This is a genomic window from Arthrobacter woluwensis, from assembly GCF_030816155.1.
Classification (GTDB): domain Bacteria; phylum Actinomycetota; class Actinomycetes; order Actinomycetales; family Micrococcaceae; genus Arthrobacter_E; species Arthrobacter_E woluwensis_A.
The window spans coordinates 1,999,432-2,014,842 of sequence record NZ_JAUSXR010000001.1 but is presented as its reverse complement, the minus strand read 5'-3'; the positions used below and the strand labels follow the sequence as shown (position 1 = coordinate 2,014,842).

Here is a 15,411-nt window from a genome sequence, read left to right as displayed (position 1 = left end):
CCGGCCTGCGAAGACAAGGCTAAAGCCGGAACGGCCCCTCCGCCCTCGTGGTGGAGGGGCCGTTCCCGTCAGATGACATCCTCAGAAGACCTTCACGGTGTAAACCCGGCGCTCCCGGCGCCATCGACAGACATGAATTGGTAGGTGGAACATGCAGCTCCAGGTTGCACGCTTGGGCAGGCCGCACGGCATCCGTGGGGAAGTCACCGTCGAACTGTTCACGGACGATCCCGAGGGCCGTTTCGCGCCCGGCACCGAGTTCGTGACCGAGCCCGCGGCCAACGGCCCGCTGACGGTGACCAGCGCGCGCTGGAACAAGGGCACGCTCCTGCTCGGATTCGACGCCGTGCGGGACCGTAACCGTGCCGAGGAGCTCCGTGGCACCTACCTCTTTGTGGACAGCGACGAACTCGAGGACGACGGCGAGGACGAGGGCTGGTACGAGCACGAACTGCTCGGCCTGGAGGTCCGCGTGGGTGAGGAGAAGGTCGGCACCGTCGCCGAACTCCGCACCATGCCGGTCCAGGATCTGCTGGTCATCCGCACCGTCGACGGCCGGGACGTGCTGATCCCGTTCGTGGATGAGATCGTCCCGGAGATCGACCCCGAAGAGGGCTACGTGCTGCTCACTCCGCCGCCGGGACTGCTGGAACTGAACGCCGAGCAGGAGGGCTCCGCCCCGTCCGGCGACGAGGCCTGACCCATGCGCATCGACGTCATCAGCATCTTCCCGGAGTACCTGCAGCCGCTGGGGCTTTCGCTGCTCGGCAAGGCCCGCCAGGACGGCCTCCTGTCGCTCGAGGTCCACGACCTCCGCGACTTCACCACCGACCGGCACCGCACCGTGGATGACACCCCCTACGGTGGTGGCGCCGGGATGGTCATGAAGCCCGAGCCGTGGGCCCAGGCGCTCGAATCGGTCCTGCCGGTGGAGGGGACCCGTGAGGGCAAGCCGGTCCTGATCGTCCCGTCTCCCGCGGGGGCGCGCTTCACCCAGGCGATGGCGTACGAGCTGGCCGAGGAGCCGCAGCTGGTCTTCGCCTGCGGACGCTATGAAGGCATTGACGAGCGCGTGATCGACTGGGCGCAGGAGCACTTCGACGTCCGGCCCGTCAGCCTGGGCGATTACGTCCTGAACGGCGGCGAGGTGGCCGTCATGGCCATGGTCGAGGCGATCGGCCGGCTGGTGCCCGGTGTGGTGGGGAACGCCGAGTCCCTCGTGGAGGAGTCGCATTCCGACGGCCTCCTCGAGTACCCCGTCTACACCAAGCCCTCTTCCTGGCGGGACCATGAGGTCCCTGAGGTCCTGCTGTCCGGGAACCACGGCAAGATCGCCCAGTGGCGCCGTCACCAGCAGTACGCCCGGACGGCCGAGCGCAGGCCGGACCTTCTCGCGGACTTCGACGCGGCGAAGCTGCCCCGCGCGGACCGCGAGGCGTTTTCGGCGCTGGGGTACGACGTCGTCGGCGGCCGCCTGGTGCGCCGTCCCGAGAGCGGCGACGCCGGAGCCTGACGCGCCGCGCGCTGACGCCGGTGGGGAAGGGCTTGCCCTGCCGGACGCCGGATTGGCCTCGCTCCCGTGGCTGTGGCAAAATTGATTCTTGGTGTCCATTGGGCTGCCGCCTGCCACAGGGGGTGTGCCGTCAACAAGAGGACCACCGCGGAACCCACAAGGGGACCGCGGCTTGCAACTTCAGCACCGTGCCCGGCTCCGGCCGTCGCGGCGCTGGCTACCCAAGCGGATGACCTGTGGCGCCCGCCAGGAGTATGGATATGAACATCCTCGATTCCATTGATGCAGCGTCGCTGCGCAACGATGTCCCCGACTTCCGCCCCGGCGACACCCTGAAGGTGCACGTCAACATCATCGAAGGCAAGAACAGCCGTGTTCAGGTCTTCCAGGGCTTCGTCGTGGGTCGTCAGGGCGCCGGCGTGCGCGAGACCTTCACGGTCCGCAAGGTCTCCTTCGGTGTCGGCGTGGAGCGTACCTTCCCGGTGCACTCCCCGATCATCGAGAAGATCGAGCTCGTCACCCGTGGTGACGTGCGTCGCGCCAAGCTGTACTACATGCGCAAGCTCCGCGGCAAGGCTGCGAAGATCAAGGAAAAGCGCGACTTCAGCAACGCCAAGTAAGTCTTCAGGTCTGCGTCTCCGCCTCGGCAGGACGCTCCTGGGATCTTCCTTCGCATGAAGACGACAAAACGCCAGAACCCTCTGCGGAGCTGGCGTTTTGTCGCTTCCGGGGTGGTTCTCGCCATCCTTCTGGTCTCCTGCGTCCGCGCCCTGTGGGTGGACGTGTATTACATCCCCTCCGCCTCCATGGAGCCGCTGCTGCGGGAGGGGGACCGGATCGCCGTGTCCCGCACGGCGTTCCAGGGCCGTCCGCCGCAGCGCGGTGACCTGGTCGTGTTCGACGGACGGGGTTCTCTGGACCCGGCCGAGAGCGGACGGGGTCCCGTGCTCGACGCGTTCACCGCGGTCGGGCAGTGGCTCGGTGTGATCGGGCACGACACCGTGTACGTCAAGCGTGTCATCGGTGTGGGCGGGGACCGGGTGCGGTGCTGCACCGTGGACGGGAAACTCGACGTGAACGGCAAACCCGTGCCGGAAAGCTATCTGTTTCCTGGGGACACGGCGAGTGACTTCACCTTCGATGTGAAAGTGCCGGAGGATCGTCTGTGGGTCATGGGCGATCATCGCTCGGTGTCCCGGGACTCACGATCCCTGCTCGGCGCTCCCGGCGGCGGCATGATCCCGCTCGGCCGTGTCATCGGCACAGCGGAAAGCATCGTGTGGCCTCTTGATAGATTTGGACAGATTCCGTCACCGGCAACTGGCCCGTGACCTGAACGGAAGGACGGCATTGGGAGCACACCTTCCCGAACCGGAACCCCAGCCTGAAGAGGGTCCGCAGGATCGCAAGAGCCGGGCGCGGCAACGGAAGAAGGACCATCCGCTGCTGTCCTTCGTGAAGGAGGTCGGTGGCATCGTCGCCGCCGCGGTGCTGCTGTCGTTCCTCATCAAGACCTTCCTGTTCCAGGCCTTCTTCGTGCCGAGTCCGTCGATGGTCCACACGCTCGAGGTGAACGACCGGATCTTCGTCAACCGCCTGGTGCCCAATCCGATCGGCTTGGAGCGCGGCGACGTGGTGGTCTTCCGGGACACGAAGGGCTGGCTCGCGCCCGCGCCGGTCGAGAGCCGCGGCCCGTTCGCGTGGGTGGGGGACGCCCTGGTGTTCCTCGGTCTGCAGGCCGATGACACCAAGCAGTACCTGGTCAAGCGGCTCATCGGGCTGCCCGGAGATCACGTGGTGTGCTGCGACGCGCAAGGGCGGATTCAGATCAACGGCGCCAGTCTGAACGAGAAGTACATCAACCCGGACAGCGCGCCCGTGGTGAAGCCCTTCGACGTGGTGGTCCCCGAAGGCAAGGTCTGGGTCATGGGGGACAACCGGAATGACTCCGCGGACTCCCGGTCTCATGTGGAGGGGCCGGGCAGCGGCTTCATCGACATCAAGGACATCCAGGGCCGGGCCGCGGTCATCGTGCTGCCGCTGAACCGTATGTCCGTGCTGGACAACTACCCGGATGTGTTCAAGGACGTTCCGGCTCCGTCCAAGGCGGCCGAGGACACCCGCCCGGACCAGGGTGCCGCGGCGGGCACCACCCACTCGGGGGAGTAACCATGGCCGCTCCCACCCTCGACATGGAACGGTCCCTGGCCGGGCCGTCCGTCCGGTATCTCGCCTGCCTCGATGAGGTGGGCCGCGGAGCGCTGGCCGGACCCGTGAGTGTGGGCCTGACGGTGCTGGACCTCACGGCGCTCGTGGAACTGCCCGATGTCCGGGATTCGAAGCTGCTCAAGGCCGCCCGCCGGGAGGAACTCGCACCCGTGGTCCGGGAATGGGCTGCGTTCTGCGCCGTGGGGCACGCCGCAGCGGCCGAGATCGACGCGCTGGGGATCGTGGAGGCGCTGGCCCTCGCCGCGCAGCGTGCCTGGCATGGCGTGGTGGCCGCGGGTGGACGGGCGGACGCCGTCTTGCTGGACGGCAAGCACAACTGGCTCCGGAGGCCGGAGGAGTCTCTTTTCGACCTGTTCGCTCCTGCCGGTGCGGCCCCGGTGACCGGTGCCGCCCCGGTGACCACAGGCTTCGCCGCCGACGACGGCGCGGCAGGTTCGCGCGGCGGTGGGACCGCCGTCGTCGCGCCCGCAGTGGACATCCGCGACATCCCGGTGACCATGCGCATCAAGGCGGACATGGACTGCCAGGGCGTGGCGGCCGCCAGCATCCTGGCGAAGGTGGAGCGTGACGCCATCATGGCCGAGCTGGCCGGCGAGCACCCGGCCTTCGGGTGGGACGTCAACAAGGGGTACGGCACCGCCACGCACAAGGACGCGATCCGGCAGCTCGGGCCGTGCGATCACCACCGTCGGAGCTGGAAACTCCTCTGAGCCTGACGGCCCGCCCACGAGCCGGTGTGCACTCACGTCCCGCCTGGGGGAAGATGGAGGCATGAGTGCCGAGGATCTTGAGAACTACGAGACGGAGATGGAACTCCAGCTGTACCGGGAGTACCGGGACGTGGTGGGGCTTTTCAGCTACGTCGTGGAAACCGAACGGCGCTTCTATCTGGCGAACCACGTGGACCTGAACGCCCGCAGCGCCGACGGCGAGGTCTATTTCGACCTGAAGCTCACCGACGCCTGGGTCTGGGACGTCTATCGCACGGCTCGCTTCGTCAAGAACGTCCGGGTCATCACGTTCAAGGACGTCAACGTCGAGGAACTGCCCCGCAACGATGACCTGGGTCTGCCGCAGCCCGGAGACCTCGGAAACTGATGTGCCCGTGGGCGGGACCGACGTGAGTGACGCGCGCGGTTCCGTCCTGCGGATCCCGGGGTTCCGCCGTCTCCTGCAGGTGATGTCGGCGACCGTCTTCGCGGAGTTCCTCCTGGAATCCGTGGTGTACTGCTGGATCGTCGCCGCCACGGCCACGGATCCGGGGGTGCGCTCCCTGCTCCTCGGGTCCTACGTGGTGCTGTCCACGGTCCCGAGGATCTTCGGTGCGGCCGTCATGGGGGTCTGCTCGGACTCCCTCGGCGCCGCACTCTCGCTGAAGATCTCGACGGCGGCCCGTGCGGGGCTCGCTGCGGGCGCCGCGGGCAGTGCTTATCTGGGCCGGACCGAGGTGCCGTTTCTGGCCGTGGTCCTGCTCGTGCTCGTGGTCTGCTGCTCCACGGTGAACCAGTTGTTCACGGCGGCCCGGGCCAAGGCCGTCCAGCAGTACGTGCCGCAGGAACTGCGGGGATCCGCCTCCAGTCTTTCCATGACCGTGCTCACCGCGCTGAGCATCGTGTCGGCGTCGCTGGGGCCGTTCGCTTTCACCTCCGCCGGCCTCGAGTTCAGCTTGCTCCTCATCACCCTGCTGTTCGCCGTGGGCACGGTCCTGAGCCTCGCGGGGTTCCCGCGCACGACCGGTGACGGAGCGCCTCCCGTGAGCGCTCGGCCCGGATTCCTCACCTCTCTGGTCGAGGGGTGGAAGGCATCCTGGACGGTGCCCCGGCTCCGTTTCGTGCTGTTCGGATCGGTGCTTTACGGCGTGCCGCTGGGTGTGAACAACGTGGCCCTGGTGCTGCTCTGGGTGGACACCAAAGGCGGAACCCTCATCGACTACGGACTGGGATCCTCCTTGTTCGGGGTGGGCGGTTTCGTGGGGGCGGTGGCCGCGCATCGGCTGGTCGCACACGGGAACCTCCACCGGCTTTTCGCCGCAAGCCTTGCGGCGCTGGGAGTGAGCTACGGGCTGCTGGCGTGGACGCCGGATCACTTCGTGTCCTTCGCGCTCATGTTCGTGAGCGGATTCCTGTTCAGCCTCTACGCCGTCGTGCAATCGCCCATGCTCCTGGAGGCCGCGCCGACAGCGCTTACCGGGCGGGTCGTCTCGACGACAGCGTCCGTCGCCGCTCTCAGTTCGCTCCTGGCCGCGGCCGTCGTGTCGCTGTTGTTCGCCCTTCCGAGTGCCGGTGGCCCACTGGTTCCGTGGGCGGTGTGCCTCGGCGGTGCCGTCACGGTGCTCGGCGGGGCGCTGCTGCTGTTCCGCGGACGGGATACTGAGCACCCTACTCCCGAGGCTGTCGGCGCCATTCAGGAGCGGTGAGCGCGCCGTAGCGCTCTGAGCTCCTGCCCAGCCGTCGACGGCGGGCACTCGGGTTCCTGTGGGCTGTTCGATCTGGAGTTTGTCCACATTCTCTGATCCACCTCTCTGGTCCTTTGTTCCGCGCCTTGAGACTGGGTGTGGAGGTGAGGGACATGAGAGCGAAAGACGCGCTCGGGCAGCGGGGCGAGGAGCTTGCCGCGGATTTCCTGGAGGACCAGGGGATCCGGGTGGTGGAGCAGAACTGGCGGTGCGCTGCGGGCGAGCTGGACATCGTGGCCGTGGACGGTGACACGTTGGTGGTGGCCGAGGTCAAGACCAGGAGCAGCCTGGATTACGGGCATCCTTTTGAGGCGGTGACGCCGCCGAAGCTGGCCCGGTTACATCTTCTGGCGTGCCGCTGGATCAGGGAGCGGGGGCTGCGTCTTCCGCGGCGTCGGCTTGATGCGATCGCCGTCGTCGCCGTGCGCGGTGAGGAGCCGGTCATCGAGCACTTGAAGGGGATCGGCTGATGGCGGGCCGGAACGGGGTCGGGAGGTCTCTGTCCGTGGCGCTTCATGGTCTGGAAGGCCGCGTGATCGAGGTTGAGGCGGACATCGGGAACACCCTTCCGGGGTTCGTCATTCTCGGCCTGCCGGACACCGCGTTGTCGGAATCACGGGAGCGGATCCGGGCATGTGCGTCGAACTCGGGGATTCCGTTGAGCCGCCGGAAGATCACAGTGAACCTGTTTCCTGCGTCACTGCCCAAGCGCGGTTCGGGATTTGATCTGGCCATCGCCGTCGCGGCGATCGCTGCGAACGGGGAGATCCGGGGGACCGAGGGTGTGGTGTTCCTGGCGGAGCTGGGGCTGGATGGTCGGCTTCGTCCAGTGCGGGGCGTGCTGCCGGCGGTCGCGGCGGCGGTCAAGGCCGGTCATTCGCGGGTGGTGGTGGCTCGTGGGAATGCCGCCGAAGCGTCCTTGGTGCCGGGTGCGGAGGTGTCCTCGTATCGGACCTTCGCCCGGCTGGTCTTCGACTTCGGTGCGGATCGGAAGGAACTGAACCTGGATTTCGATCCGGCTGATTCCGAGGGCAAGGGGGAGGCCGTGGAGCCCTCCGCTCCTGTGCCGGATCTGGCGGACGTCGCCGGACAGCACGAGGCGCGTTTCGCCTTGGAAGTGGCCGCGGCCGGGGCGCATCACATGCTCATGGTCGGCCCGCCGGGAGCGGGAAAGACGATGCTGGCCGAGCGGTTGCCGGGTCTGCTTCCCGCCCTGGAGGACGACGCCGCACTCGAAGTGACGAGCATCCACTCACTGGCCATGCAAGGAGAAGTCCGCACCGAACTCATCCGGCAGCCACCTTTCGAAAACCCCCACCACACGGCGACGTGTGCAGCCATCGTGGGCGGCGGTGCGGGTCTGCCCAGGCCGGGCGCCGCCTCAAGAGCTCATCGCGGGGTGCTCTTCTTGGACGAGGCTCCGGAGTACGAGCGAAGGGTCCTCGACGCGCTGCGCCAGCCCTTGGAGCAGGGAAAGCTCGTGATCCACCGGGCCGGTGGCAGCGCGTCCTATCCTTCGCGCTTCCAGTTGCTCCTGGCGGCCAACCCCTGCCCGTGCGGCAAGGCGAGCGGTAAAGGACTGGACTGCACCTGCACCCCTTTGGCTCGGCGACGCTACTTCGGGCGTCTCTCGGGGCCACTTCTCGACCGCGTGGACATCCAGCTCGGCGTCCAGAAGATCAGCCGGTTGGATCTGGACTCACAAGGGGAGAACGAGGAAACCGCCGTCGTCCGGGACAGGGTCAGCCGGGCGCGGCAGACGCAGAAGGAGCGCCTCGGTCGGTTCGGCCTCGAGACCAACTCGACGGTCCCGGGCAAGATCCTCCGGGGCAGTCTCCGGCTCGATCGCGGATCGACTCGCATTCTCGACGCGGCGATGGACCGTGGGTCGCTCAGCGCGCGCGGCTACGACCGTGTCCTGCGCCTGGCGTGGACGCTGGCCGACCTGGACGGCTCCACGACTCCGAGTGGCGACCACGTGGGCCTCGCGCTCGCTCTGAGGACGCCGGAGGCGGCAGCATGAGTGAACTTCTGGCCCGTGCTTCTCTGACACGGTTGTTCGAACCGCAGGACGCGGTGGGGCTCGCCCTGGTCGCGGTCCTCGGCCCGGAAGAGGCGCTCGACCTCATCGTCTCCGGGGGCGATCCGGACCAGCGCGTGGAGGCTTCGCTGCAAGGCCTGCTCGCCGAGCACAGCGGGAACACGACGTGGAAGGGCCTCGGCGCAGCCTTCGGACGGTGGAGGCCTCGGGTGCCGTCCTTGGCCCCCGAACGCGATCTCATGGTGCTGCACCGGCTCGGCGGTGGGTTCCTGATGCCGTCGGACGAGGAATGGCCGCGGCAATTGGATGATCTCGGGCTCCAGGCACCGCTCGGACTCTGGTTCCGGGGGAATCCTTCCCTCCTTCCTGACGCCGGGCGCGCCGTGGCGGTGGTCGGATCGCGTGATTCCACGGCGTACGGCGCCACGGTCAGTGCCGACATCGCCCACGGGCTGGCGCGCCGCGGGTTCACGGTGGTGTCCGGCGGTGCCTACGGGATCGATGCGCATGCGCATCGTGCGGCCTTGGCAGGAGCCGATCCCGGCGGCGACCGGGCTCCGACCGTCGCCTTCATGGCGGGCGGGCTGGACCGTTTCTACCCGAGCGGCAATGACGAGCTCCTGAGGACGGTCGCTCGCCGTGGCCTGGTGCTGGCAGAGGTGCCACCCGGAGCTGCGCCCACCCGGTATAGGTTCCTTCAACGGAACAGGATGATCGCCGCCTTCGCCGGAGCGACGGTGGTGGTCGAGGCCCGGTGGAGGTCCGGCGCCCTGAATACGGCCCACCACGCCGAGGCCCTGGGCCGACCCGTGGCAGCCGTCCCAGGTTCGGTGCTGTCGGCCAACAGTGCCGGCTGTCATCGGCTCCTGCGCGACGGCGGGGCGGTCCTCGTCACCGATGTCACGGAGGTTCTCGAACTGCTGGGAGGGCCGCCGGATTCCGAGAGTGACGGCCTGCATCGGGACGAGGCGGCGATTCAGGACGGACTGACCCTGGAGGATCTGATCCTCCTGGACGCCCTGCCGTTGAGGACCCCCGTCCCGCCGGAGAAGCTCTGCGTGGTGGCCGGGCTCAGTCTGCTGGCGGTCCGTGCGGGGCTGGGACGCCTCCAGGTGCTGGGACTGGCCGAATCGGTCGGGCTTCTCTGGCGCCGAGGGCCGACGAGAAATCCCGCATAAGAGATTGGAGGGGAGTGGGCTACCCGATCCGGCCAGGGCAGACCCACCAGGCGCAGATCTGGCACCACCGGATCTGGCACCGCCCGATTCACCGCTGCCAGACCTGCGCCCCCTGATCCAGTGAGACTCGATCTCAGCCCTCCTGGTCTGTCTCAGGCCCGGCGGCACGTTCCCCATCCGGCTTGATCCTGGCCCACGAGGGCGGCAGAGTGGAGAAGTGCCACAGAAACCAGCCCCCTTCCAGGACCGCATCCTGGACGAATATTCCCGGTACCTTACGGGTGAGCGGGGCCGGTCCGGGAACACCCTGCGGGCGTACCTCACGGACGTCCGTCAGTTGCAGGAATTCGCGGCGAAAGCCGGAGCCGCATCCTGGGACGACGTGGACCTTCACCTTCTCCGGGAGTGGCTCGCGGATCATTCGGCCCGGGGGATGGCGCGGGCCACCCTGGCTCGGCATGCGGCCAGCGCCAGGACCTTCTTCGCGTGGCTCCTCCGCGAAGGCGGGGTCACGCAGGACCCCACGCTCCGGCTGCGGTCTCCGAAGAAGACGTCCGGTCTGCCCACCGTGCTCCGCCCGGCACAGATGGACAAGGTGCTCCAGGACCTGCAGGCCGCGGCCCAGGAGGCCGATCCTGTCGCACTGCGTAACCTCGCCGTGGTCGAGACCCTTTATGCCTCGGGCATCCGTGTGGGTGAACTGGTGGGGCTCGACGTGGACGACGTGGACCTGGAACGCCGCACGCTCCGGGTCCTCGGCAAGGGGGACAAGGAGCGCACCGTTCCCTTCGGCGTTCCTGCCTCCCGCGCGATCGTCGACTGGTTGCGGCGGGGACGGCCTGCGCTGGTCACGGCGTCGAGCGGTCCAGCGCTCTTCCTCGGTGCGCGAGGCGGCCGGGTGGATCCGCGGCAGATCCGCAGTCTGGTGGCGGACCGGTTCGCCACTCTGGGGGACACCGCGGCCACCGGACCCCACGCTCTCCGTCACACGGCCGCCACCCACCTCCTGGACGGTGGTGCGGAACTCCGGGCCGTGCAGGAACTCCTGGGCCACAGCACGCCTGCCACTACCCAGCTGTACACTCACGTCTCCGTCGAACGGCTCAGGGACAGCTACCGCCAAGCACACCCGCGCGCCTGAAAACCCGATACCTGGCCGCGCGTGCGGCCCGGCCGTCCCTGCCACTGGCACAAATCACCGCCCTACGGCACAATAAGAACCAGCGCCGGGGTTCAAGTAGTGCTTGAACCATCGGTCGGTGCCGCAAGGCCACAGACAACTCAAGAGCCTGCAAGAAGGCGAAACAGGAATCACCGGACTTCACGGAGTCGAGGGCGTTGGGGAAGACGTACCTACGGCTAAGGAGGATGGGATGTCTGTTGCAATGACTCGGGGAGTGCTGTTCGTGCACTCCGCCCCAGCTGCGCTGTGCCCCCACGTCGAGTGGGCCGTCGCATCGCTGCTGGACGATTCGGCCACCCTGGAGTGGGTGGCTCAGCCCGCCGCGCCTGGAATGTTCCGGGCTGAGCTGGCCTGGACCGGTGCCCCCGGGACCGCGATCCAGCTGGCGTCCACGCTCCGCGGCTGGACTCATCTCCGCTACGAAGTGACCGAAGAAGCCTCTCCTGGAACCGATGGCGGCCGCTGGTCCCATACCCCGGAACTCGGCATCTTCCACGCCGTCACCGACGCCCACGGCAACATCATGGTGTCCGAAGACCGCATCCGCTTCGCCTACGAAGCCGGCGCCGGGGACCCCGCCGCCGTCTACCACGAGCTGTCGCTCGCTCTCGGCGAAGCCTGGGACGAGGAGCTCGAGCCGTTCCGTCACGCCTCGGAAGGCTCCAACGTCCGCTGGCTCCACCAGGTGGGCTGACCACTTCCTACGCGCAGCATCATGCAAACACACTCGGGACGGCCCGTCCTCCAAGCCATGGGCCCGCCCCGAGAGTGAAAGCCGTCGGACAGCACGCGCCACGAGGCTGTCCGTAGCGCAACCGCGGCAGCGGAAAACCTGCACCGACGAGAACGGCGCCGCTCACCGTGAGGTGAGCGGCGCCGTCGTCGTCAGTGCGGCTGAGCGCGGATCAGTAGTTGCGGACCGCGATCACGGCGTTGTGGCCGCCGAAGCCGAACGAATTGCTCAGCGCCACGATGTCACCGGCGGGGAGTTCGCGGGCGGTCTTGGTGACCACGTCCAGCGGGATCTCCGGATCCTGGTTCTCCAGGTTGATCGTGACCGGCGCCTTGCGCTCGTAGACCGCCAGCGTCGTCAGCACGGCCTCCACGGCACCGGAGGCGCCCAGGAGGTGACCCATCTGGGACTTGGTGGCGGAGACCGCCACGTCGTCCACGTGGGTCCCCAGAGCGGCACGCAGAGCCGTGTACTCGGGCTTGTCGCCCACCGGGGTGGAGGTGGCGTGGGCGTTCACGTGCACCACGTCCTCGGGCTGGATGCGGCCGTCGAACATGGCGGCCTTGAGAGCACGGGTGGCGCCCAGGCCCTCGGGGTCCGGAGCCGTGATGTGGTAGGCGTCGGCGGTGACCGAGGTGCCGGCCAGCTCGCCATAGATGCGGGCGCCACGGGCCAGGGCGTGTTCCTCGGCTTCGAGCACCAGAGCACCGGCGCCTTCACCCATGACGAAGCCGTCACGGTTCACGTCGTACGGGCGGGAAGCGTGCTGCGGGTCGTCGTTCCGGCGGGACAGGGCCTGCATGGACGCGAACGCCGCGATCGGCATCGGGTGGATGGCGGCTTCTGCGCCACCGCACATGACCACATCGGCCTTGCCGGAGCGGATCAGGTCCAGGCCCAGGTGCAGGGCCTCGGTGCCGGAGGCGCACGCCGACACGGGGGTGTGGGCGCCGGCGCGGGCGCCCAGGTCCAGGCTCACGGCCGCGGCCACACCGTTGGGCATGAGCATCGGCACGGTCATGGGCAGCACACGCCGGGGACCGCGCTCCTTGAGCGTGTCCCAGGCGTCCAGCAGGGTCCAGACGCCGCCGATGCCGGTGGCGAAGGCCACGCCGAGGCGGTCCTTGTCCATGTCCTCGATGCCGGAGTCCGCCCAGGCCTCACGGGCCGCGACCACGCCGAACTGGGTGGACGGGTCCATGCGCTTCATCTCGACACGGCTGAGCTTTTCAGACGCCGGTTCGGAGCAGCGGGCTGCGAAAGTGACGGGGAGCTCGTAGGTGCTGACCCACTCGTCCTCGAGGGTGCGCGCGCCGGAGACGCCCTTGAGGGCGTTCTTCCACAGAGTCGGGACGTCGCCACCGATGGGCGTGGTGGCACCGAGGCCGGTGATGACAACTTTGCGAGGCATCGTCACTCTCCAAGTGATCTAGGGTCTGCCCTGTAGGGCGTCAGGTTCAGGGGAGTGCCGTGGTGGACGCCTCCTGGGACGGCGTCCGGCACGGGCAGGGCCGGCGTTGGCGCCCTCTGTTGAGAGGGATGCCGCGGTCGGCCGTGCCAGGGAGCGCCATCCCGGGATGCGGTCATCCCGGGATGGTCAGCTCCGGCAGCAGGCGATCAGGCCTGGGCGTTCGCGATGAAGTTCACGGCGTCGGCGACGGTCTTGAGGTTCTTGACCTCTTCGTCGGGGATGCGCACGCCGAACTTCTCCTCAGCGTTCACCACGATGGTCATCATGGAGATGGAGTCGATGTCCAGGTCCTCGGTGAAGGACTTGTCCAGCTCGACAGCCTCGGGAGCCAGGCCGGTCTCCTCGTTGACGATTTCAGCCAGGCCGGCCAGGATCTCTTCGTTGCTAGCCATGTCGGCTCCTTTTCTGTGTTGTTCCGGCAGCTGCCGGGGCTTGACGGCCAGCTTGTGCTGACCGGTGCTTGTGAAGTTGTGGTCGGGAAGTCATGCGGCTCAGGGGAGCCGGACCACCTGCGCTCCGAACACCAGACCGGCCCCGAAGCCGATCTGCAGCGCGAGGCCGCCGCTGATGTCCGGATTCTCCTCGAGCAGGCGGTGCATGGCCAGGGGGATCGACGCTGCGGACGTGTTGCCCGAATCGGCGATGTCCCGCCCGACTTTGACGTGCTCGGGAAGCTTGAGCTGCTTCACCATCTCATCGATGATGCGCATGTTCGCCTGGTGCGGCACGAAGGCGCTCAGATCCTCGGCGGTGACGCCGGCGGCGTCGAGCGCGGACTGCGCCACCTTGGCCATCTCCCAGACGGCCCAGCGGAAGACCGTGGGGCCGTCCTGGCGCATGGTCGGCCAGATGTTCCGGGCGGCCTCGACGACGGCGTCCTCGTCACCTGCCGCGGCGAGGCTTTCCAGACCGCGGACGTCGTTGAGCGAGTGTGTCATGCCGATGGCGCCCCACTTGCTGCCATCGGAACCCCAGATCGACGGGCTGATGCCCGGCTCGTCCGAGGGGCCGATCACCACGGCCCCGGCCCCGTCCCCGAGGAGGAAGGAGATGGTGCGCTCGTGGTTGTCGATCAGGTCGGAGAGCTTCTCCGCGCCCACCACCAGGACGTATTCTGCTGCGCCGGAACGGACCAGAGCGTCCGCCTGGGCCACGCCATAGCAGTATCCAGCACAGGCCGCGGAGACGTCATAGGCCGGCGCCGGGGTCGCCCCGAGGCGTTCGGTCAGGGCCGTCGCTGCGGACGGCGTGGCGAAGGGGTGCGAGACCGTGGAGACGATGACCGCCCCGAGACGGGAAGCCTCGATACCTGCCTTGGCCAGCGCGTCGCGCGCGGCGCCTTCGGCCATGTCGATGACGCTCACGTCCTGGGACGCGCGTCGCCGGGTCACGATGCCCGTGCGCTGCCGGATCCACTCGTCCGAGGAATCGATCCACTGGCAGACGTCGTCATTGGTCACCACGACGTCAGGACGGAAGGCCCCCACACCGTGGATGCGGGTTCCTGCCCGGACTTCGTTCTGCCGGAGGACGGGGGTCATGCCTGCGCGCCCTCGCCGTTCCCCGCCGCGTGGTGGCCGGAGCCGCCGGGAGCGGCATCCTGCTCGACCTCGGCGAAGAGTGCCAGGGCGGCGTCGAGGTCGGACGGGGTCTTGACGGCGACGGTCTTGATCCCGGGCATGCCGCGCTTCGCGAGACCGGTGAGGGTGCCGGCGGGGGAGAGCTCGATGACGCCCTTGACGCCCTGCGCCAGCAGCGTCTCCATGCAGAGATCCCAGCGGACCGGGCGGGAGACCTGGGCGACCAGGCTGGCGACACCGGCCTTGCCGTTGGCGACGAGCTGACCGTCGTAGTTGGAGAGCAGGGGAACCTGCGGCTCGTGGATGTTCAGTTCGTGCTGCAGCACGTCCAGGGCGGCCACGGCGGGGGCCATGTGCGTGGTGTGGAACGCGCCCGCGACCTTCAGCGGGATCACGCGGGCCTTGGCCGGCGGGTTGGCGGCGAGGGCTTCGAGCTGCTCGAAGGTGCCCGCGGCCACCACCTGTCCGGCGCCGTTGACGTTCGCGGGGGCGGCGCCGGACGCTTCGATCGCGGCGAGAACCTCGGCGGGATCGCCGCCGACGACGGCGCTCATGCCGGTAGGCGTGACGGCTGCGGCCTCGGCCATGCCGTTCGCGCGCTCGCGCACGAAGCGCATGGCGTCGGCTTCGCTGAGGACACCGGCAAGGGCGGTCGCGGTGATCTCACCGACCGAGTGACCGGCCAGAGTGACGGGCAGGGTCGAGAGCTCGACGTCGAAGAGGGCCTTCGCAGAGACCAGACCGGCAGCCACGATGAGCGGCTGCGCGACGGCGGTGTCCTTGATGGTCTCCTCATCGGAGGTGGTTCCGTGGGCGGCCAGGTCCTGCTGAGCCACTTCGCTCAGGGCGGCCAGGTGCTCGGCGACGCCGGGGACCTCCAGCCAGGGGGCGAGGAAACCGGGGGTCTGAGAGCCCTGTCCGGGGCAGACGATTGCTAGCACTTAATCAGCTTTCCAAATCGAGGGGGCATTGCCGCCTGTTTGCTTGAACGAAGCTCAGGGGGCCTGTTTGTAGGAAGTCTACAAGAA

Annotated in this window: 17 protein-coding genes; 13 read left to right on the top strand and 4 right to left on the bottom strand. The window is 68.2% G+C overall.

Annotation, left to right across the window (positions count from 1 at the left end):
- Positions 1–151: 151 nt before the first annotated feature.
- The 13 genes from rimM (at position 152) to QFZ52_RS09110 (ending at position 11,293) form a co-directional block, all read left to right on the top strand.
- Entirely contained in the window at positions 152–700 is a 549-nt protein-coding gene (gene rimM, locus QFZ52_RS09170; RefSeq protein ID WP_307497315.1) for a ribosome maturation factor RimM, read from the top strand.
- Positions 701–703: 3 nt separating this feature from the next.
- Positions 704–1,513 (top strand): tRNA (guanosine(37)-N1)-methyltransferase TrmD, encoded by an 810-nt coding sequence (gene trmD, locus QFZ52_RS09165; protein WP_307497314.1) that lies wholly within the window; start codon positions 704–706, stop codon positions 1,511–1,513.
- Positions 1,514–1,773: 260 nt separating this feature from the next.
- A complete protein-coding gene (rplS, locus tag QFZ52_RS09160) occupies positions 1,774–2,133 on the top strand; it encodes a 50S ribosomal protein L19 (protein WP_307497313.1) in 360 nt (119 codons plus the stop codon).
- Positions 2,134–2,187: 54 nt separating this feature from the next.
- A complete protein-coding gene (lepB, locus tag QFZ52_RS09155; protein ID WP_307497312.1) occupies positions 2,188–2,844 on the top strand; it encodes a signal peptidase I in 657 nt (218 codons plus the stop codon).
- 19 nt (positions 2,845–2,863) lie between these two features.
- Entirely contained in the window at positions 2,864–3,682 is an 819-nt protein-coding gene (gene lepB / locus QFZ52_RS09150; RefSeq protein WP_307497311.1) for a signal peptidase I, read from the top strand.
- A gap of 2 nt (positions 3,683–3,684) precedes the next feature.
- Complete coding sequence (locus QFZ52_RS09145) at positions 3,685–4,452, top strand: ribonuclease HII (protein WP_307497310.1); 768 nt, start codon at positions 3,685–3,687, stop codon at positions 4,450–4,452.
- 61 nt (positions 4,453–4,513) lie between these two features.
- Positions 4,514–4,840: a DUF2469 domain-containing protein gene (locus QFZ52_RS09140; RefSeq protein WP_278266662.1), complete on the top strand. Its 327-nt coding sequence runs from the start codon at positions 4,514–4,516 to the stop codon at positions 4,838–4,840.
- A gap of 22 nt (positions 4,841–4,862) precedes the next feature.
- Positions 4,863–6,158: a hypothetical protein gene (locus QFZ52_RS09135; protein WP_307497309.1), complete on the top strand. Its 1,296-nt coding sequence runs from the start codon at positions 4,863–4,865 to the stop codon at positions 6,156–6,158.
- Positions 6,159–6,310: 152 nt separating this feature from the next.
- Positions 6,311–6,667: a YraN family protein gene (locus tag QFZ52_RS09130; RefSeq protein ID WP_373425645.1), complete on the top strand. Its 357-nt coding sequence runs from the start codon at positions 6,311–6,313 to the stop codon at positions 6,665–6,667.
- The gene (locus QFZ52_RS09125; protein WP_307497307.1) at positions 6,667–8,220 is read left to right on the top strand and encodes a YifB family Mg chelatase-like AAA ATPase; all 1,554 of its coding nucleotides are present in this window, start codon (positions 6,667–6,669) and stop codon (positions 8,218–8,220) included. The genes QFZ52_RS09130 and QFZ52_RS09125 overlap by 1 nt, the downstream gene beginning before the upstream one ends.
- Positions 8,217–9,416, top strand: a complete 1,200-nt coding sequence (gene dprA, locus QFZ52_RS09120) for a DNA-processing protein DprA (protein ID WP_307497306.1) — start codon at positions 8,217–8,219, stop codon at positions 9,414–9,416. The genes QFZ52_RS09125 and dprA overlap by 4 nt, the downstream gene beginning before the upstream one ends.
- Positions 9,417–9,633: 217 nt before the next feature.
- The gene (locus QFZ52_RS09115; protein WP_307497304.1) at positions 9,634–10,557 is read left to right on the top strand and encodes a tyrosine recombinase XerC; all 924 of its coding nucleotides are present in this window, start codon (positions 9,634–9,636) and stop codon (positions 10,555–10,557) included.
- A 232-nt stretch (positions 10,558–10,789) separates the two neighbouring features.
- A complete protein-coding gene (locus QFZ52_RS09110; RefSeq protein WP_066210699.1) occupies positions 10,790–11,293 on the top strand; it encodes a DUF3145 domain-containing protein in 504 nt (167 codons plus the stop codon).
- 211 nt (positions 11,294–11,504) lie between these two features.
- Here the strand turns inward: QFZ52_RS09110 and fabF are convergent, their stop codons facing one another.
- From fabF to QFZ52_RS09090, 4 genes are all read right to left on the bottom strand, one after another.
- Positions 11,505–12,743, bottom strand: a complete 1,239-nt coding sequence (gene fabF, locus QFZ52_RS09105) for a beta-ketoacyl-ACP synthase II (protein ID WP_307497302.1) — start codon at positions 12,741–12,743, stop codon at positions 11,505–11,507.
- Between the two features lie 206 nt (positions 12,744–12,949).
- A complete protein-coding gene (locus tag QFZ52_RS09100) occupies positions 12,950–13,195 on the bottom strand; it encodes an acyl carrier protein (protein WP_066210694.1) in 246 nt (81 codons plus the stop codon).
- Between the two features lie 99 nt (positions 13,196–13,294).
- Positions 13,295–14,344 carry a beta-ketoacyl-ACP synthase III gene (locus QFZ52_RS09095; RefSeq protein ID WP_307497300.1) on the bottom strand — a complete coding sequence of 350 codons (1,050 nt, stop codon included), beginning with the start codon at positions 14,342–14,344 and terminating at the stop codon, positions 13,295–13,297.
- Positions 14,341–15,324 carry an ACP S-malonyltransferase gene (locus tag QFZ52_RS09090; RefSeq protein WP_307497299.1) on the bottom strand — a complete coding sequence of 328 codons (984 nt, stop codon included), beginning with the start codon at positions 15,322–15,324 and terminating at the stop codon, positions 14,341–14,343. The genes QFZ52_RS09095 and QFZ52_RS09090 overlap by 4 nt, the downstream gene beginning before the upstream one ends.
- Positions 15,325–15,411 lie beyond the last annotated feature (87 nt).